This window comes from Pseudomonas sp. VEM90 (assembly GCF_054611535.1).
Genome location: NZ_JBTRAR010000015.1, coordinates 146,692 through 164,408, shown reverse-complemented (window position 1 = coordinate 164,408; position 17,717 = coordinate 146,692). Strand labels below are relative to the sequence as shown.

Here is a 17,717-nt window from a genome sequence, read left to right as displayed (position 1 = left end):
ACCGAAGGCGGCGAGATCACCTACACCATCACGCTGACCAACCAAGATGGTCTGCCAATCAACAACCACAGTGCCTTGACCTTCACGCTGAGCGACGGCAAGACCGTTATCACCGTGCCGGCCAATGGCACCGTGGGCACTGCGACCGTGGCCGCTCCGGACAACGTCTACGTCGGTAGCAATGACCCTGTCGTGATGTCGATCGCTACCGTTGAAGGCGCGGACGTTGGCAAGTTCGAACAGCTGACGCTGGATAAAACCTCGGTCAGCACGACTGTCACCGACGAGCCAGGCACCCCAGGTAATCCGGGCGGCAACAACGAAGGCGACCTGGTCAAGGTCACCATCACGGCCGACCAGACCTCGGTAGCCGAGAACGTCAAACCGACGTTCACCGTGCACATCAATACCGCCCTGGCCCACGACCTGGTCGTGACCCTGAGCAACAACGCTCAGGTCACCATCAAGGCTGGCGACACCAGCGCGCCTTACGAGCACACGGCACAAGGCGATGACGTCTACAACGACGCTGGCCAGATCAGCCTGGGCATCACGTCTGCTGCGGATGTAGACGGTCGCACCTTCGAAAACCTGGAGTTGGGCGGTGCCGCGAAGGTGGATGTCACCGACACCACCGACGAAGTGGTGGCCAAGCTGACCGCGACCCCTTCGGTCACCGAAGGCGGCGAGATCACCTACACCATCACGCTGACCAACCAAGATGGTCTGCCAATCAACAACCACAGTGCCTTGACCTTCACGCTGAGCGACGGCAAGACCGTCATCACCGTGCCGGCCAATGGCACCGTGGGTACTGCCACTGTCACTGCCCCGGATAACGTCTACGTCGGTAGCAACGACCCTGTCGTGATGTCGATCGCTACCGTTGAAGGCGCGGACGTTGGCAAGTTCGAACAGCTGACACTCGACAAGACTTCGGTCAGCACCGCCGTGACCGACGAACCAGGTTCGGGTACTCCGGGCACCGGCAATCAGGGCGACGCCACCACGGTCGGTATTACCGGCACGACTTCGCTGACCGAGGGCGAGACCGGCCAGTACACGCTAGCCCTCAGTAACGCGTCCAAGTCCGAAGTCACTATCACCCTAAGCTACAGCGGTACCGCCAACAACGGTGAGGACTTCACCGGTGTCGCGACCGTGAAGATCCCGGCCAACAGCACAGGCACGACGTTCAACATCGCTACCATCAACGACAAACTGGTCGAAGGTACCGAGAACTTCGTTGTGAAGATCGAAACCGCCACGGGTGGTAGCTTCGAGAACCTGCAGATCGATAGCAGCAAATCGAGCGTGACGACCACCATCCTCGACAACGACCATCTGCCCGTTTCGCCTGGCAGCGCGGTATTTGGCGTGGAGGACACCGATTACGTGTTTGCCTGGGGTGATTTCAAAGTCACTGATGCCGATGGCAACACTAACCTGTCCGTGACCATCACCTCGCTCCCGGCCGCCGGCAACTTGCAGTTCTTCAACGGTACTGCATGGGTGAATGTGGTCGCTGGCCAGGTGGTCAGCCAGGCAGATATCACCGCCAAGAACCTGAAGTTCGTTCCGGCCCTGAACCAGTCGGGTGCGGACAACTACGGTGGTAATGGTGTGGGTAACCAGAAGGCTGACTACGCCCAGTTCAAGTTCAAGCCGAACGATGGCACCAACCTGGGCAGTGAAGTGACCATGAAGGTCGATATCAGCCCGATTGCCGACAAACCGACCCTGAGTTTCGGCAGCGCCGATATCGAGTCCAAAGGGCTGACGAAGGAGGTCTGGACCAGCCTCCAAGGCCTGGGTACAGGCGGTAACGGCATTACCGGCGAGGATCTGAAGACGGTCTTCGCCAACTCCGGCAGTTCCAATTTCAGCAGCACCACTACCAACGTACAATCCGATGGTAGCGTCACCGCTGGCACCGGTTCGAAAACGTCGGGCCTGATCTACCTGGAAGCCGGCAAGGTCTATACCTTCAGCGGTTCGGCCGACGACAGCTTCGTGGTCACCATCGGTGGCAAGACTGTAGTCACGGCCACCTGGGGAGCCGGTGGCGGGGTGTCGGGGACCTTTACCCCGAATACCAGCGGCTACTACCCGATCGAGGTCTACCATGCCAACCAGTCCGGCCCAGGCAGCTATGACCTGAACATCCAGGTAGGCTCCGGTGCCGTTACCGACCTGAGCAGCTCGAACGTCAAGATGTACCAGAACGTTACCGAGATGGCCAACGCCGGCCTGGGCGTGTCCGATCTGCACACTGTGAACGGTCAAAGCTACTACGACGGCTACAAGCTCAACGAAGGGCCTGAGGGTGGCTCGGTGAAGCTGGTGGGCATTTCCACCGCCCTGACCGACACCGACGGCTCCGAAAGCCTGAACGTGACACTCAGCGGTATCCCGAAAGGTACCGTGTTGAGCGATGGTGCAGGCCACACGGTTACGGTTGGTACTGCCCCGGTCGACGTGACAGGCTGGAAACTCAGTAGCCTGACGCTGACCCCGCCGGCCTATTACAAAGGCTCGTTCGACATCACGGTTACCTCGACTTCCACCGAAAGCCTTGGCGGCTCGGCCATCACCACCGGCAATATCCCGGTGACGGTGTACGCCGCGACCTACAAGGCCAGTGTGGGCACCTCGGGCAATGACACGATGACCGGTAGTGAAGGCAACGACATCATCGTCGCTGACGTATCCGGGCTGAACGTGGTTCAGGGCAAGAACTACAACATCGCCTTCATGGTCGACAGTTCGGGCAGTATGAGCGACAAGTCGATTGCTGACGCCAAGACGCAGTTGGCTTCGGTGTTCAATTCGCTCAAGGCCAGCTTGGGCTCGGACACCTCGGGTACCGTGAACATCTTCCTGGTCGACTTCGATACCCAGGTAAACAAGAACGTAGCAGTGAACCTTGCCGACCCGGACGCTTTGAGCAAGTTGCAAGCGGTATTGAACTCGATGGTAGGCGGCTACTACGGTGGCGGTACCAACTATGAAGACGCGTTCAAGACCACGTCCAACTTCTTCAACAGCACCATGGCCACCAGCAACCAAGGTGCGGAGAACCTGACTTACTTCATTACCGACGGTAAGCCAACCTATTATCAGAGCGGTGAGTCCACCAACCCTAGCCTGTGGAAGAATGGCAAGAGCCTGGACGATGTAGTCAACGTCAACAATTACAAGATGGGTGACACGTTCAGCGCGTGGGCCGACGCGACTCACAAGGTCGAGATCAGCAGCAATGGTGTGGTCAAAGTGCTGACCTATACCGAGAACCGCCGAGGTGAGTTGGTGCTTGACTCCACCAAGACGGTCGGCACCCTTCATGCACAAGGTGATGGTACCTATGAACTCTCCAGCCTGGGCGGTACCGGCTACGCGGATTACTGGAACTACGTCTACTCGGCCGCAGGTTCTACTGAAAGTTTCGCAGTCTTGGGCGGCACCAATGGCTTGAGCAAAGTCCAGGCTATCGGCCTGAACAGCGATGTCACGCTGAACGATCTGAAACCTTATGACAGTGCCGGCAAGCCACAGACCAATATCGACCCGTCCGATTTGGCCAAGGCGATTCTCGGTCACTCCGAAGCAACGGTGCCAGGTGCCGATACCATCGATGGCGGTAACGGCAACGACATCATCTTCGGTGACCTGATCACCCTCAACGGTGTGGTCAGCGAGGGCTACCAGGCCCTGCAGACGTACGTTGCACAGAAGAGTGGTGTTGAAGTCAGCGCTGTCACTACCAGCAATGTTCACCAGTACATCACCGAGCACTACACCGAGTTCGATATCTCCGGTGCCAAAGACGGCATCGACATCCTGTCGGGCGGCAATGGCAATGACATCCTCTTCGGCCAAGGTGGTAACGACACGCTAAGTGGTGGCAAAGGTAACGACATCCTGCTGGGCGGTACTGGCAATGACACCCTGATCGGTGGCCAGGGCGACGATATCCTGATCGGTGGCAGCGGTGCCGACACCTTCGTGTGGAAGGCTGGCGACATCGGTAACGACGTGATCAAGGACTTCAACAAGGCCGAGGGTGACCGTATCGACCTGAAGGATCTGCTCCAGGGCGAGAAGGGCAGCACCATCGATAACTACCTCAAGCTCACCACGGTGGAGGGTACGACCACGTTGCAAGTCAGCAGCGAAGGCAAGCTCAACGCCGAAGGTGGTATCGCCAACGCCGACGTGACCATCAAGCTGGAAGGGGTTAACTGGTCCAACCAGACGATCAACTCGTTGATCAGCGGTGCCGACCCGACCATCATCATCCACAACAAGGACAGCTGATAGACCACCGGGGCCGCATAGCGGCCCCGGCTCTTTCCTGTCACCCGCCAACAGCGCATACTCTGGCGCCGGGCCTGCGCGCCCGGCGATCTTTGCCTATGCTGCTGTCTACCAACAAGGAACCAACGTGACGAGGGACATCGCCATGTTCTACGTGCAACGCAACGCCGCCGGCCAGTTGCTGCGGGTGGAAGCAGCCGCGTTTGATCAGTTCACCGAAATACTCCCTTCAGACCATGCCGATATCCAGGAATGGTTTGCCGATGATGTTGTGGAAAACAGCCTCAACCAGCTCAAGCAAAGCGACCTTGACATGATCCGCGTGCTCGAGGACCTGATCGACGTGCTGACCGCCAAGGGCGTGTTCAAGATCACCGACCTGCCCGCCGGCGCGCAGGCCAAGCTGCTCAACCGTTCCACGGCGCGCAAGGCGCTCAGCAGTCTCAATAACCTGATTGACGAAGAAGAGCAGGGCGGGCTGATCTAACAGCGAGCTGGTTCACGCGACAGTCGCCGCCGGGTTGGTGTTCGGAGCCAGCGAAGAGGCCGGTACAGGCTACAAATTCTGGTACTGAGCCGCCGCATTGCTCAGAATTTTGCCAATCTCTTCCCGCAAGCCGGCAGGCTGCTCTACCACCACCCCGTCCCCATGGCTCAACAGCCACCAGCGTAATGGCCAGCCGTCACTTACCGTGCCGCGTAACCGATGCCCATGCTCCAGTGCCGTCAGCTGCATGTCGCTGCTCAACGGCGCATCCCGCAACTGCCGCGCCAGTGCATCGCTGATTCGCGCAACCAGCTCCACGCCCTCACCCTGCGATGGCTGCAAGGCATCCCCGCGCAGATGCGTCAGCAAGTCGAAATTACCGCGCAATTCGCCCACGGCACTGGCCGACCAGTGCCAACCGAACGGAATGCTCTTGTCATTGCGCTCCAGTGGGAATATCAGAGAAAGCTCGTTGAGGTCACGCTCGACAGTGCGTTTGCTGACCGTGAAGCCCACGTCGCGCAGGCGCCAGACCAGCTCGGCGCTGGTGATGCCTGGGGAACGGCTGGGCAACTGGCGCAGCAGCGCCCACTGTCGGCTGAGGGTGGCGCGAGTGGTGGCGAACGGCAAAAGATAACGTCCTTGTCTAGGCTTGCCGCAATAGGATGGCGGCATGCGAGGGGCATGGCAATTGGCCACAGCCTGCTCAGATCAAGGAAGTCGCATTTGGTTGCCTCGTGCCGAATCGTTCGCGACAGGTTTTGACGTGACGTCGCGCAGAATCACGCCTCATCACAGCCGAAGGTTGGGGTTGTGCGTCGTTCAATGAGGATGAACATGTCTGTTGCCAGCAATATCCATTCGCTACTTGCACGCCTTCTGCCCGAGCGGGTCATCGCCCCACCTGCCCCTGCAGGAAGGCGACAGCGGCTGTTTTCCGGTGTGGGCTTGCCCAGCCAGCGATCGCTGCTGGTCAACCGCCTGGATGAGGCCAACGACTTGCAGGCGGTGTATGTCGACCTGCGCCGCCAGGCATTGCAAGGCAGCGTGTCCGCATTGAACGACCTCGGCTGGATCTGGCTCAACGGCAAGTACTGGCGGGCCGACACCGTGCTGGCCGGGCACCTGTTGCGCATGGCGGCCCTGCAGGGCAATGCTGCTGCCTGGTTCAACCTTGGGCAGCAGCACTACTTCGGCAAAGGCATTGACCCTTCATATGTGCAGGCGGCGGAGTGTTACCGGCAGGCCTTCGACCGGGGCATGCTGCATGCTGCCGCCGCATTGGGTGACCTGTATGAGGAGGAGGTGTGCGACGGTGACCTGAAGTGGCAGGTTGACCTGGTGCAGGCCTATCAGTGGTTCTTGCGTGGAGCCGAACAGGGCGAGGCGCGTTGTCGTTTTGAAGTGGGTTACCGGTTGATGCATGGGCTGCACGTAGAGGCCAACCTCAAGGCAGCGCTGTACTGGCTTGAGCTGGCGGCAGCGGCGGGGGTGGTGCAAGCGGCGGAGGAACTGGCGGTGCATTTCAGCAGCCGTGACGCGCTACGGTATCAGGAGTGGCGGGACCGGGCGGTGCAGATGGGCAGCACATTGGCGCTGACCATGAAGCTGGAAGACCAGATCCAACCCTGAGTATTTCTCTCCAGTGCTGGCTGAAAATGAACAACATTCAACCCAGGCTATTCGTCGCCCCCTGTTGACGACAGGGGGATGTCGGGGCGTATATTGATAGTTAGCAAACTATGAATATATTTGGTTCTCTTCATGTCCCTTGATCTCCTGCGGCTGCAAGTCAGCAGTGGCCTGGTAGTCGCTGCCCGTCACTGGCGGCGCATCTGTCATACCGCCTTGACCGGCTACGGCATTTCCGAGGCCTGCGCTGCGCCGCTGCTGATGATCGTGCGCCTGGGCGACGGCGTGCACCAAGTGGCTGTGGCCCAGGCCGCCGGCCTGGAAAGCCCGTCGCTGGTACGCCTGCTTGACCAACTGTGCAAAGCTGGCCTGGTGTGCCGTAGCGAGGACCCACTGGATCGCCGCGCCAAGGCACTGAGCCTGACTGCCGAAGGCCGTGCCTTGGCCGAAGCCATCGAAGCCGAACTGGTGCGCTTGCGCCGCGATGTGCTCGGCGGTATCGACCAGGCCGACCTGGGCGCTGCCTTGCGTGTGCTTCGTGCCTTCGAGGCTGCCGGCCTGGGCAGCGCAGGCGGGCTGGCATGAACGGCTTCTTCAGCTCCGTTCCTCCGGCCCGTGACTGGTTCTACGGTGTGCGTACCTTCGGCGCCTCCATGATTGCCCTGTACATTGCCCTGCTCATGCAGTTGCCGCGTCCCTACTGGGCCATGGCTACGGTGTACATCGTCTCCAGCCCGTTCGTCGGCCCGACCAGCTCCAAGGCGTTGTACCGTGCCGTGGGCACGTTGCTCGGCGCTGGCGGGGCAATCTTCCTGGTGCCGCCGCTGGTGCAGTCACCGTTGCTGTTGAGCATCGCCATTGCCCTGTGGACCGGCACCTTGCTGTTCCTTTCGCTGAACCTGCGCACGGCCAACAACTATGTGCTGATGCTGGCCGGGTATACCCTGCCGATGATTGCCCTGGCCGTGGTCGACAATCCGCTGGCAGTGTTCGACGTGGCCTCTTCTCGCGCGCAGGAAATCTGTTTGGGGATTGTCTGCGCGGCGGTAGTCGGGGCTATCTTCTGGCCACGCCGACTGGCGCCGGTGGTAGTCGGTGCCACCGGAAACTGGTTCACTGAGGCCATTCGCTACAGCGACACCTACCTGGCCCGAGATGCCAGTGCCGACAAGGTCGGCGGGATGCGCGGTGCGATGGTGACCACCTTCAACTCGTTGGAGCTGATGATTGGTCAACTCGGCCACGAAGGCGCCGGCCCGCATACCCTGAAGAACGCTCGCGAACTGCGCGGGCGGATGATCCATCTGCTGCCGGTGATCGACGCCCTCGACGATGCACTGGTAGCCTTGGAAAGCCGCGCCCCGGCCCAGTTCGCCCAGCTTCAACCCGTGCTTGAAGCCGCTCGTGAATGGCTCAAAGGCACTGCCGAAAGCGCTTCAGTAGCGCACTGGGCCATGTTGCACGAGCAGATCGGCCGCCTGCAGCCCGCCACAGCCGCCCTCGACCAGCGCGCCGAGCTGCTGTTGTCCAACGCCCTGTATCGCCTGACCGAATGGGCCGACCTGTGGCAGGACTGCTGCACCCTGCAGCACGCCCTGCGTACCGATGATGCCAAGCCTTGGCGTGCGGTGTATCGCCATTGGCGCCTGGGCCGCCTGACAGCGTTTTTCGACCGTGGCCTGATGCTCTACTCGGTAGCCTCCACGGTCCTGGCGATCGTGGTCGCCTGCGGCCTATGGATCGGCCTGGGCTGGAACGACGGCGCCAGTGCGGTAATCCTCGCGGCAGTAGCGTGCAGCTTCTTCGCTGCCATGGATGACCCAGCACCGCAGATCTACCGGTTTTTCTTCTGGACGCTGATGTCGGTCATCTTCTCCAGTCTGTACCTGTTCTTGGTACTGCCCAACCTGCACGACTTCCCGATGCTGGTGCTGGCCTTTGCCGTGCCGTTCATCTGCATAGGCACGCTGACCGTGCAGCCGCGCTTCTACCTGGGCACCTTGCTGACCATCGTCAACACGTCGACCTTCATCAGCATCCAGGGTGCCTACGACGCCGATTTCTTCACCTTCCTCAACTCCAACCTGGCCGGTCCCGTGGGCCTTCTGTTCGCCTTTATCTGGACCCTGGTGATGCGCCCGTTCGGCGTGGAGCTGGCGGCCAAGCGCATGACCCGCTTCGCCTGGCGTGACATCGTTGAAATGACCGAGCCTGCGACCTTGGCCGTACACCGTCAGGTTGGCGTACAGATGCTCGACCGCCTGATGCAGCACCTGCCACGTCTGTCGCAAACCGGCCAGGACAGTGGTGTGGCGCTGCGCGACCTGCGCGTGGGGTTGAACCTGCTCGACCTGCTGGCGTACATGCCGCGCGCCGGCCAGCAGGCTCGCGAGCGCCTGAACACTGTGGTCGAGGAAGTCGGCGCGCACTACGCGGCCTGCCTGCGTGCCGGCGAACGCCTGCATGCCCCGGTCGCACTGCTGCGCAACATGGAGCGCGCGCGCCTGGCGCTGAACCTGGACGAGCTGTACGAGCGTGGCGATGCCCGCACCCACTTGCTGCACGCCCTGAGCGGCTTGCGCCTGGCGCTACTGCCGGGGGTGGAGGTGATGCTCGAACCTGCCGAACAACCACAACTGCCCCCTGGGCTCGACGGAGCGCCCTTGTGATTGGTGAACTGGATATCAGCGGGGTGTTTCTGCCCACGCTGCTGGTGATGATGCTTGGCACCTACCTGCTGTTCCTGGGGGTGCACGCGGTGCTGGTGCGCCTGCATTTCTACCGCCTGGTCTGGCACCGGGCGTTATTCAACGTTGCCCTGTATGCCGTGCTGCTCGGCGGGGTGGACCACTTTTGTCGAAACCTGATGCTGCCATGAAAAAACCTATACTGACCCTGGGCCGTGTGGTCCTGACCTTGCTGGTAGTGACCTTCGCCGCCGTGCTCGTGTGGCAGATGGTGGTCTACTACATGTTTGCCCCTTGGACCCGTGACGGCCATATCCGCGCTGACGTGATCCAGATCGCCCCCGATGTGTCGGGATTGATCCAGAAGGTCGAGGTGCGCGACAACCAGACCGTCAAACGCGGCGACGTACTGTTCACCATCGACCAGGACCGCTTCACCCTGGCGCTGCGTCAAGCCAAGGCAACCCTCGGCGAGCGCCAGGAGACCCTGGCCCAGGCTTCCCGCGAAGCGCAGCGCAACCGCAAGCTGGGCAACCTGGTGGCCGCCGAGCAACTGGAAGAAAGCCAGTCCCGCGAGTCCCGTGCCCGTTCGGCCGTCAGCGAGGCGCAAGTGGCTGTCGATACCGCCCAGCTCAACCTTGACCGCTCGGTGGTGCGCAGCCCGGTAGACGGCTACCTCAACGACCGCGCGCCGCGTAACCACGAGTTCGTCACCGCTGGCCGCCCGGTGCTTTCGGTGGTCGACAGTGCCTCCTACCACGTCGACGGCTACTTCGAGGAAACCAAGCTGGGGGGTATCCATATTGGTGACGCCGTGGATATCCGCGTGATGGGCGACAACACCCGCCTGCGTGGCCATGTGCAGAGCTTCGCCGCTGGTATCGAAGACCGCGACCGCAGCAGTGGCGCCAACTTGCTGCCCAACGTCAACCCGGCGTTCAGCTGGGTACGCCTGGCCCAGCGCATTCCGGTGCGCATCGCCTTTGACGAAGTGCCGCAAGACTTCCGCATGATCGCCGGGCGTACTGCCACGGTGTCGATCATCGAGGGCCAGCGCCCATGAAACAGCTGATCCTGGCTGGCCTGTGCCTGTCGCTGGGGGCCTGCATGATGGTGGGCCCCGACTATGAGGTGCCTGGGGATGCGGCCGTGCAACGCAATGACCTGAACGGCCCGCTGCGCCAGGATGCCGACAGCGTCGTGTCGGCGCCGGTCCCCGAGGACTGGTGGCAGCTGTATCAGGATCAGCGGCTGAACGAGCTGGTGCGTCAGGCGCTGAGTGCCAACACCGAACTGCGCGTGGCGGCGGCCAACATCGCCAAAGCTCGCGCCCAGGTGGAGGTGGCTGAATCGCAAGGCGGCTTCAACGGTGGCGTCAAACTCGGCGCTCAGCGGTTGCAGGAGTCGGGCGAAGCCTTCCTGCAGCCTGAGAAGGTGCCGGTAGCCAACATCGGGGAGGCCATCATCAGTGCCTCGTACCAGTTCGACCTGTGGGGCACCTTCAAGCGTGGTACCGAGGCTGCCAAGGCAAATGCCGACGCGATGCAGGCCGCTGCCGACACTGCCCGCATCACCCTTGTGGCGGACGTGGTCAAGGCTTATACCCAGGTGTGCTCGGCTAACGAGGAATACCATATTGCCCGTGAGTCGCTCGATTTGCAGGAGCAAAGCGTGAAACTCAACCAGCGCCTGCGCGATGCTGGGCGTGGCGATGAAACCCAGGTCACCCGCTCGCAGACCCAGTTCAAATCCCTGCGTGCCGAACTGCCACGTTTCAAGGCCGAGCGCGAGACGGGTATGTACACCCTGGCTGCGCTGCTGGCCAAACCGGTCGACCAACTGCCTGCCGGAACCGCCGATTGTGCCGAGTTGCCGCACCTGAACCAGCTGGTTCCTGTGGGCGATGGTGCGGCCCTGCTCAAGCGCCGCCCCGACGTGCGACAGGCCGAACGCCAACTGGCTGCCGCCACCGCCTATATTGGCGTGGCTACCGGCGCGTTGTACCCGGACATCAGCATTGGCGCGCAGGTTGGCACCATCGGTATCCTGGAGAACCTTGGCGAGCCTTCGACCAACCGCTGGGGCTTTGGCCCGCAGATCAGCTGGACCATCCCCACCAATGGCACCCGTGCCCGCATTCGCATGGCCGAGGCCTCGACCCAGGCGGCACTGGCGCACTTCGATGGCGTGGTGCTGAACGCCATTCGCGAGACCCAGACCCGGCTGGCACAGTACAGCGCCTTGCTCGATCGGCGCGATGCGCTGGCCGAGGCGGAGAAGTCGGCCAAGGAAGCGGCGGACCAGACGCACCGGTATTACCAGGCGGGGCGTGAGTCGTTCCTGGCGGATTTGCAGGCGACGCGGACGTATACCGATATGCGTGCGCAGTTGGCTGCGGCCAATAGCCAAGTGGCGCAGGGGCAAATTGCCTTGTTCCTGGCGTTGGGTGGTGGTTGGAAGGGGATCGCCAAGCCCTGACGCGATCCTTGAGGTCTGGTCCTCTATGCCACCCACTTGATCTGATTTGTAGCAAGATTTTTCATGAAATCTGTCCAGCACCCTTGAGTGAAGCAAAGTGGAAGTGAACAATGTTCTCTTTCGCATTCACCTTCGAGACTGGCCATGAATACCCGTTCCCGTCTGCTTGCCTGGCTGCCGGCTTTGCTGCTTGGCCCGGTGCTGGTGCTGTGCAGCACCTTGGCGCTGGCCGAGTCCCCCGCCGAGGCTGCCAAAGCCCAGCACCTGCTGGATTACATTGGCGCCGACTACCCGCCGACCGTACAAGACGGCAAGGTGATCGACGAGGGCGAATACCGCGAGCAACAGGAGTTCAGCGCGGTATTGGCTGACCTGGTCAAAGGCCTGCCCGCAAATACTGAACAAGCGGCTTTGGAGCAGGGCGTCCAGGCGCTGCGCCAGGCCATCGACCAGCGTCAGGAAGGTACCGCGGTCGCCAAGCAGGCCCGGCAGCTGGGTGCGCGACTGGCGGTGGCCTACGAGGTCAGCCAGGCCCCGGTGATTACCCCGGACCCAGCCCGCGGCGCTGCGCTGTACGCACAAAACTGCTCGGTCTGCCACGGCGACACCGGCGCCGGCGATGGCCCGGCTGGCGTGGGCCTGGAGCCTGCACCCGCCAACCTGCGCGATGTCTCGCGCCTGGACCAGTTAAGCCTGTTCGACCTCTATAACACCCTGGCCCTGGGTATCGACGGCACCGAAATGCCGTCGTTTGCCGACCAGCTGGACGACCGCCAACGCTGGGATGTGGCCGCGTATATCGCCAGCTTCACCGCCAAGCCGGAAGCGGGCAAAGGTGACAAGACCTGGAACCTCGCCGACCTGGCTCGCCAGACGCCGGCCGAAGTCGCCGCCAACGAAGGCACTGCGGCCGTCGAGGCATTCCGTGCCCAGCGTGCCCAACCGCCGCAAGTAAAGCGCGGCCCGGCGCAATTGCTCGAATACACGGCCAGCACACTGGACAAGAGCCTGGCGGCCTACCGCGCAGGCGACCACGATCAGGCTTATGACCTGTCGGTGGCGGCCTACCTGGAGGGTTTCGAGCTGGTGGAAAGCTCGCTGGACAACATTGACACCCAGGCGCGCAAGAACACCGAAAAATCGCTGATGGCCTACCGTCAATCCCTGCAGGACGGTCTACCCGTGGCCCAGGTCGAACAGCGTCTGGCCGAAGCCAGAACCAAGCTCGAGCAGGCGGCCAAGTTGCTGGGAAGCGATGGTCTGAGCTGGTCGCTGAGTTATATCTCCGGTTTGCTGATCCTGCTGCGCGAAGGCCTTGAGGCGATTCTGGTGCTGGCGGCGATCCTGGCCTTCCTGCGCAATACCGGGCAGCAGTCGGCAGTACGCAGCGTCAACATCGGCTGGGGCCTGGCGCTGGTTGCCGGCTTCGCCACCTGGGCGCTGGCGGCCTATGTGATCGATGTGGGGGGGGCCCAGCGCGAGCTGCTGGAAGGCTGCACAGCACTGTTCGCTGCAGTGATGGTGCTATGGCTGGGTGTGTGGATGCATGACCGCCGCCACGCAGCCGCCTGGAAGGACTACATCAAGAGCAGCCTGGTCAGCGGCGGCGGGCGCTTCGGCTTTGCTGTGCTGGCATTCTTCTCGGTATACCGCGAATTGTTCGAGGTGATCCTGTTCTACGAGACCCTCTGGCTGCAGGCAGGCCCTGCCGGGCATCAGGCGGTGCTGGCGGGTGGCGCGACGGCACTGGTGCTGCTGGTGGGCCTGGCCTGGGTGATTCTGCGGGGTTCGGCCAAGTTGCCGCTAACGCTGTTCTTCAGCATCAACGCCGCGCTGCTGTGCGCGCTGTCGGTAGTGTTCGCCGGGCATGGCGTGAAGGCGCTGCAAGAGGCCGGTGTGCTGGGCACACGGCCGGTGGCGTTCTTTGAGTTCGACTGGCTGGGGATTCATGCCGATGCCTACTCGCTGTCGGCGCAGGCGGTGGCCTTGCTGGCCATCGTGTTCCTTTACGGCCGCTCGTGGCTGGCGGAAAGGCGCAGTGCTGCGGCCAACTGACTGGAACCTGCGCGGTCCCACAGGGGCCGCGCTAGGTCTCAGATCTTGCGCAAGCCTGATGCTCAGGCCGGCTGTGGCGCCTTGAGAATGTTCTGCAGCAGTTGGACACTTTCAACGGCGTCATGACCCAGACTGGTCAGGTAGCCGCCATCCGGTTGATCGGTCAGCCCCTTCTCATGCAGGCGTTGTGCAGCCGCGATCAGGGCGGGGGATGCGGTGCTGGTTATCTTGATGCCTTCCTGGCTGCTGTCGTGTTTGAACAGCGCGAGTACTTCCAGTTCGTCGATCAGATCGGGGGTAAAAGGCATGGCAGCTCCTGACTTCCAGACAAGGATGGCGGCACCGTCAGCGGTGCCTGATCTTCGAGTGTAGCCGGGTTATTCGTCGTCGCCTTGATCCATCTCAGGCGGCAGCTCCGGCAGTGCCCGCAGAGCGTTCTCATACCACTCGCCGTTGAACGCACGGTCCTCTACCAGCATGTTGTCAATTTCGAAGGCCAGCACATGCGCCATCAGGTTGAGAATGTCTTCACGCTCATAGCCGACCAGCGTCAGCTTGTTGAAAGTGGCCTTGGCCGCAGGCGGCTCGCCGCTCTCGATCTGGTTTTCGATGGCTTGGGTCAGCGTGGCCTCGGCGAAGGCTTCGTCGTCGTCATTGCCGATGTCGGTGGGCTCGCTCATGGCGGTACTCCTAGGATGGGATGCAACAGTGTGCCATGCCTATGGCGGCAATGCCCGAGCATTGACGCGGTGCATGACGCTGGTCAGCGGCAGGCGTTCAGTCTATAAAAGCCAGGCCAACCCCTTACGGCCTGGAGGCTGTTACCTCATGCTCAAGCTTCATGGATTCTCGGTCAGCAACTACTACAACATGGTCAAGTTGGCCCTACTGGAAAAAGGTCTGTCCTTCGAGGAAGTCACCTTCTATGGCGGCCAGGCGCCACAGGCGCTGGAAGTGAGCCCGCGGGGCAAGGTTCCGGTGCTGCAGACCGAGCAGGGCTTCCTCAGCGAAACCAGTGTGATCCTCGACTACATCGAACAAACCCAAAGCGGCAAGGCACTGCTGCCGGCCGATCCGTTCGAGCAGGCCAAGGTGCGTGAGCTGCTCAAGGAAATCGAGCTGTACATCGAACTGCCGGCGCGTACCTGCTATGCCGAGTCGTTCTTTGGCATGTCGGTCGAACCACTGATCAAGGAGAAAGCGCGTGCGGACCTGCTGGCCGGTTTTGCCACGCTCAAGCGCAACGGGCGTTTTGCACCCTATGTTGCGGGCGAGCAGATGACGCTGGCAGACCTGATGTTCTGCTTCTCGGTCGACCTGGCCAACGCGGTGGGCAAGAAGGTGCTGAACATCGACTTCCTGGCGGACTTCCCGCAGGCCAAGGCGTTGCTGCAGCTGATGGGCGAGAACCCGCACATGGCGCGGATCTTGGCGGACAAGGAAGCGTCGATGCCGGCCTTCATGGAGATGATTCGCAGCGGTAAACGCTAAGAGTCTTGTTGGGTCATTCGCGGGTAAACCCGCTCCTACAGGTACAGCACAACCGTTGTAGGAGCGGGTTTACCCGCGAACGAGGGCGAAGCCCTCGCCCCGGGAGTTAGCGAGACGCCAACAGGGCTTTGCCGCGCACTACGGCAGCGCGCACCTGCGCCGGCGCCGTACCACCAATGTGGTCACGTGCGTTCACCGAGCCTTCCAGAGTCAGCACGGCAAACACGTCCTGCTCGATCTGGTCGCTGAACTGGCGCAGTTCGTCCAGGCTCATCTCGGCCAGGTCCTTGCCAGTGTCCACACCATACTTCACCGCGTGGCCAACGATTTCGTGGCAGTCACGGAACGGCAGGCCACGGCGAACCAGGTAGTCGGCCAGGTCGGTAGCGGTGGAGAAACCGCGCAGGGCCGCTTCACGCATGATGGCGTGCTTGGGCTTGATCGCCGGGATCATGTCAGCGAAGGCCCGCAGCGAGTCGCGCAGGGTGTCGGCGGCGTCGAACAGCGGTTCCTTGTCCTCCTGGTTGTCCTTGTTGTAGGCCAGCGGTTGGCCTTTCATCAGGGTCAGCAGGCCGGTCAGGGCGCCGAACACGCGGCCGCTCTTGCCGCGTACCAGCTCTGGCACGTCCGGGTTCTTTTTCTGCGGCATGATCGAGCTGCCGGTGCAGAAGCGGTCCGGAAGGTCGATGAACTGGAACTGTGCGCTGGTCCACAGCACCAGCTCTTCGGAGAAGCGCGAAAGGTGCATCATCGCCACGCTGGCCGCAGCGCAGAATTCGATGGCGAAGTCACGGTCCGACACGCCGTCCAGCGAGTTGCCGGCCACGGCTTCAAAGCCCAGCAGCTTGCAGGTCAGTTCGCGATCGATCGGGTAAGTGGTGCCGGCCAGTGCGGCGCTGCCCAGAGGCATGCGGTTGGTGCGCTTGCGGCAGTCGACCAGGCGCTCATAGTCGCGGCTGAGCATTTCGAACCAGGCTAGCAGGTGGTGGCCAAAGGTGACTGGCTGCGCCGTCTGCAGGTGGGTGAAACCAGGCATGATGGTTTCGGCTTCACGCTCTGCCTGCTCCAGCAGGCCCTGCTGCAGGCGAGTGATTTCAGCCAGGATCAGGTCGATCTCGTCGCGCAGCCAAAGGCGGATGTCGGTGGCCACCTGGTCGTTGCGGCTACGGCCGGTGTGCAGCTTCTTGCCGGTGATGCCGATGCGGTCGGTCAGGCGTGCTTCGATGTTCATGTGCACGTCTTCGAGGTCGACACGCCAGTCGAAGTTGCCGGCTTCAATCTCGCCCTGGATGGTTTTCAGACCATCGATGATGGTGTCGCGCTCGGCATCACTGAGCACGCCGACCTGCGCCAGCATGGTGGCATGGGCGATCGAACCCATGATGTCGTGACGGTACAGGCGCTTGTCGAAATCTACCGAGGCGGTGAAACGGGCGACGAAGGCGTCGACGGGCTCACTGAAGCGGCCGCCCCAGGACTGATTGGTCTTGTCGGTGCTCATGGATTCACTCATTGCAGGCGTGAACGAAAAAGTGGCGTCGATGATAGCAGGGTTGGGCTGGCTGCCGCAGGGCGCCGGTCGAGAGAAATACCCGGAAGATCGCAGAGAAGGATTTCAAGGAATGAACGGCAGTGTTCCACGGACCGTCTACAGTTGGACAAAGGACTGGCAGTGAATCTGCCGGGCCGAGTGAATCTTTGGCCATCGCACCGGTCTAGAGCGTGACCGCAGTGTCGCTCGAACCACACCTGTCTACGCTATACCTGTGCGAGACTCATTCAGGAATCCAGCGCAATTATGAATGTCCTGATCGTTGATGACGAACCTCAAGGCCGTGAACGCCTCAGCCGGCTGCTCGGCGAACTGGAGGGTTACACTGTGCTGGAGCCCAGCGCCACCAACGGCGATGAGGCCTTGGCGCTGATTGAAAGCCTCAAGCCCGATGTGGTCCTGCTGGACATCGGCATGCCAGGCCTGGATGGCCTGCAGGTGGCCGCTCGCCTGTGCGAGCGCGAGACGCCGCCAGCGGTGGTGTTCTGCTCCGGGGATGATGAATACGGTGCAGAGGCATTCAAGGACAGTACCCTCAGCCATGTCACCAAGCCCTTCCAGGCCCAGGCCTTGCGCGATGCCTTGCGCAAGGCCGAAAAACCCAACCGCGCCCAACTGGCGGCACTTACCCGGCCGGCCAATGAAGGCGGTGGCCCACGCAGCCATATAAGCGCCCGCACGCGTAAAGGTATTGAACTGATCCCGTTACCCCAGGTGATCTATTTCATTGCCGACCACAAGTATGTGACTTTGCGTCACGAAGCCGGGGAGGTGCTGCTTGACGAGCCACTCAAAGCCCTGGAAGACGAATTTGGCGAACGCTTCGTGCGCATCCACCGCAATGCATTGGTCGCCCGCGAGCGCATCGAACGCTTGCAGCGCACCCCGCTGGGGCACTTTCAGCTGTATCTGAAAGGCCTGGACGGCGATGCCTTGACCGTCAGCCGTCGGCATGTGGCTGGTGTGCGCAAGATGATGCAGACCCTCTGAGGCCCTCGGATCCGGGCCGCTCCTGCAC

Annotated in this window: 16 protein-coding genes; 12 read left to right on the top strand and 4 right to left on the bottom strand. The window is 61.8% G+C overall.

The window, feature by feature from the left end:
• On the top strand, positions 1–4,317 hold a 4,317-nt coding region (locus tag ACYCCG_RS16190; RefSeq protein WP_459671122.1), incomplete at its 5' end, for an immunoglobulin-like domain-containing protein.
• A gap of 145 nt (positions 4,318–4,462) precedes the next feature.
• Positions 4,463–4,804: a hypothetical protein gene (locus tag ACYCCG_RS16185; protein WP_021782542.1), complete on the top strand. Its 342-nt coding sequence runs from the start codon at positions 4,463–4,465 to the stop codon at positions 4,802–4,804.
• 69 nt (positions 4,805–4,873) lie between these two features.
• Here the strand turns inward: ACYCCG_RS16185 and ACYCCG_RS16180 are convergent, their stop codons facing one another.
• Positions 4,874–5,434 (bottom strand): WYL domain-containing protein, encoded by a 561-nt coding sequence (locus ACYCCG_RS16180; protein WP_070096106.1) that lies wholly within the window; start codon positions 5,432–5,434, stop codon positions 4,874–4,876.
• 207 nt (positions 5,435–5,641) lie between these two features.
• On the opposite strand from ACYCCG_RS16180, the gene ACYCCG_RS16175 reads away from it, so the two are divergent.
• The 7 genes from ACYCCG_RS16175 (at position 5,642) to ACYCCG_RS16145 (ending at position 13,656) form a co-directional block, all read left to right on the top strand.
• Positions 5,642–6,436 (top strand): tetratricopeptide repeat protein, encoded by a 795-nt coding sequence (locus tag ACYCCG_RS16175; RefSeq protein ID WP_209968845.1) that lies wholly within the window; start codon positions 5,642–5,644, stop codon positions 6,434–6,436.
• A 132-nt stretch (positions 6,437–6,568) separates the two neighbouring features.
• Positions 6,569–7,021 carry a MarR family winged helix-turn-helix transcriptional regulator gene (locus tag ACYCCG_RS16170; RefSeq protein WP_209968843.1) on the top strand — a complete coding sequence of 151 codons (453 nt, stop codon included), beginning with the start codon at positions 6,569–6,571 and terminating at the stop codon, positions 7,019–7,021.
• Entirely contained in the window at positions 7,018–9,105 is a 2,088-nt protein-coding gene (locus tag ACYCCG_RS16165) for an FUSC family protein (RefSeq protein WP_176685294.1), read from the top strand. Before ACYCCG_RS16170 ends, ACYCCG_RS16165 begins: the two co-directional genes overlap by 4 nt.
• On the top strand, positions 9,102–9,314 hold the full coding sequence (locus ACYCCG_RS16160) for a DUF1656 domain-containing protein (RefSeq protein WP_176685293.1): 213 nt from the start codon (positions 9,102–9,104) through the stop codon (positions 9,312–9,314). Before ACYCCG_RS16165 ends, ACYCCG_RS16160 begins: the two co-directional genes overlap by 4 nt.
• Positions 9,311–10,186: an efflux RND transporter periplasmic adaptor subunit gene (locus ACYCCG_RS16155; protein WP_176685292.1), complete on the top strand. Its 876-nt coding sequence runs from the start codon at positions 9,311–9,313 to the stop codon at positions 10,184–10,186. Before ACYCCG_RS16160 ends, ACYCCG_RS16155 begins: the two co-directional genes overlap by 4 nt.
• Complete coding sequence (locus ACYCCG_RS16150; protein ID WP_209968832.1) at positions 10,183–11,601, top strand: efflux transporter outer membrane subunit; 1,419 nt, start codon at positions 10,183–10,185, stop codon at positions 11,599–11,601. Before ACYCCG_RS16155 ends, ACYCCG_RS16150 begins: the two co-directional genes overlap by 4 nt.
• 144 nt (positions 11,602–11,745) lie before the next feature.
• Positions 11,746–13,656: a cytochrome c/FTR1 family iron permease gene (locus tag ACYCCG_RS16145; RefSeq protein WP_209968830.1), complete on the top strand. Its 1,911-nt coding sequence runs from the start codon at positions 11,746–11,748 to the stop codon at positions 13,654–13,656.
• A 62-nt stretch (positions 13,657–13,718) separates the two neighbouring features.
• Here ACYCCG_RS16145 and ACYCCG_RS16140 read toward each other — a convergent pair whose 3' ends face one another.
• Both ACYCCG_RS16140 and ACYCCG_RS16135 read right to left on the bottom strand, forming a co-directional pair.
• On the bottom strand, positions 13,719–13,964 hold the full coding sequence (locus tag ACYCCG_RS16140; RefSeq protein ID WP_021782549.1) for a TIGR02647 family protein: 246 nt from the start codon (positions 13,962–13,964) through the stop codon (positions 13,719–13,721).
• A 69-nt stretch (positions 13,965–14,033) separates the two neighbouring features.
• The gene (locus tag ACYCCG_RS16135; RefSeq protein WP_021782550.1) at positions 14,034–14,336 is read right to left on the bottom strand and encodes a hypothetical protein; all 303 of its coding nucleotides are present in this window, start codon (positions 14,334–14,336) and stop codon (positions 14,034–14,036) included.
• A 148-nt stretch (positions 14,337–14,484) separates the two neighbouring features.
• On the opposite strand from ACYCCG_RS16135, the gene ACYCCG_RS16130 reads away from it, so the two are divergent.
• Positions 14,485–15,147 carry a glutathione S-transferase gene (locus tag ACYCCG_RS16130; protein ID WP_339443418.1) on the top strand — a complete coding sequence of 221 codons (663 nt, stop codon included), beginning with the start codon at positions 14,485–14,487 and terminating at the stop codon, positions 15,145–15,147.
• Positions 15,148–15,253: 106 nt separating this feature from the next.
• Here the strand turns inward: ACYCCG_RS16130 and argH are convergent, their stop codons facing one another.
• The gene (gene argH / locus ACYCCG_RS16125) at positions 15,254–16,648 is read right to left on the bottom strand and encodes an argininosuccinate lyase (protein ID WP_014861057.1); all 1,395 of its coding nucleotides are present in this window, start codon (positions 16,646–16,648) and stop codon (positions 15,254–15,256) included.
• Between argH and ACYCCG_RS16120 the strand changes: the two genes are divergently transcribed.
• Both ACYCCG_RS16120 and ACYCCG_RS16115 read left to right on the top strand, forming a co-directional pair.
• A complete protein-coding gene (locus ACYCCG_RS16120; RefSeq protein WP_176685288.1) occupies positions 16,647–16,823 on the top strand; it encodes a hypothetical protein in 177 nt (58 codons plus the stop codon). The genes argH and ACYCCG_RS16120 overlap by 2 nt on opposite strands.
• Before the next feature lie 122 nt (positions 16,824–16,945).
• Positions 16,946–17,689 carry a LytR/AlgR family response regulator transcription factor gene (locus tag ACYCCG_RS16115; RefSeq protein WP_176685287.1) on the top strand — a complete coding sequence of 248 codons (744 nt, stop codon included), beginning with the start codon at positions 16,946–16,948 and terminating at the stop codon, positions 17,687–17,689.
• Positions 17,690–17,717: the final 28 nt, after the last annotated feature.

What these genes read in the sequence shown, in the direction of transcription:
- ACYCCG_RS16185 (WP_021782542.1), top strand. Translation starts at nt 4,463, where the DNA reads ATGTTCTACGTGCAACGCAACGCCGCCGGCCAGTTGCTGCGGGTGGAA.
- ACYCCG_RS16175 (WP_209968845.1), top strand. Translation starts at nt 5,642, where the DNA reads ATGTCTGTTGCCAGCAATATCCATTCGCTACTTGCACGCCTTCTGCCC.
- ACYCCG_RS16170 (WP_209968843.1), top strand. Translation starts at nt 6,569, where the DNA reads ATGTCCCTTGATCTCCTGCGGCTGCAAGTCAGCAGTGGCCTGGTAGTC.
- ACYCCG_RS16165 (WP_176685294.1), top strand. Translation starts at nt 7,018, where the DNA reads ATGAACGGCTTCTTCAGCTCCGTTCCTCCGGCCCGTGACTGGTTCTAC.
- ACYCCG_RS16155 (WP_176685292.1), top strand. Translation starts at nt 9,311, where the DNA reads ATGAAAAAACCTATACTGACCCTGGGCCGTGTGGTCCTGACCTTGCTG.
- ACYCCG_RS16150 (WP_209968832.1), top strand. Translation starts at nt 10,183, where the DNA reads ATGAAACAGCTGATCCTGGCTGGCCTGTGCCTGTCGCTGGGGGCCTGC.
- ACYCCG_RS16145 (WP_209968830.1), top strand. Translation starts at nt 11,746, where the DNA reads ATGAATACCCGTTCCCGTCTGCTTGCCTGGCTGCCGGCTTTGCTGCTT.
- ACYCCG_RS16140 (WP_021782549.1), bottom strand. Translation starts at nt 13,964, where the DNA reads ATGCCTTTTACCCCCGATCTGATCGACGAACTGGAAGTACTCGCGCTG.
- ACYCCG_RS16135 (WP_021782550.1), bottom strand. Translation starts at nt 14,336, where the DNA reads ATGAGCGAGCCCACCGACATCGGCAATGACGACGACGAAGCCTTCGCC.
- ACYCCG_RS16130 (WP_339443418.1), top strand. Translation starts at nt 14,485, where the DNA reads ATGCTCAAGCTTCATGGATTCTCGGTCAGCAACTACTACAACATGGTC.
- ACYCCG_RS16120 (WP_176685288.1), top strand. Translation starts at nt 16,647, where the DNA reads ATGGATTCACTCATTGCAGGCGTGAACGAAAAAGTGGCGTCGATGATA.
- argH (WP_014861057.1), bottom strand. Translation starts at nt 16,648, where the DNA reads ATGAGCACCGACAAGACCAATCAGTCCTGGGGCGGCCGCTTCAGTGAG.
- ACYCCG_RS16115 (WP_176685287.1), top strand. Translation starts at nt 16,946, where the DNA reads ATGAATGTCCTGATCGTTGATGACGAACCTCAAGGCCGTGAACGCCTC.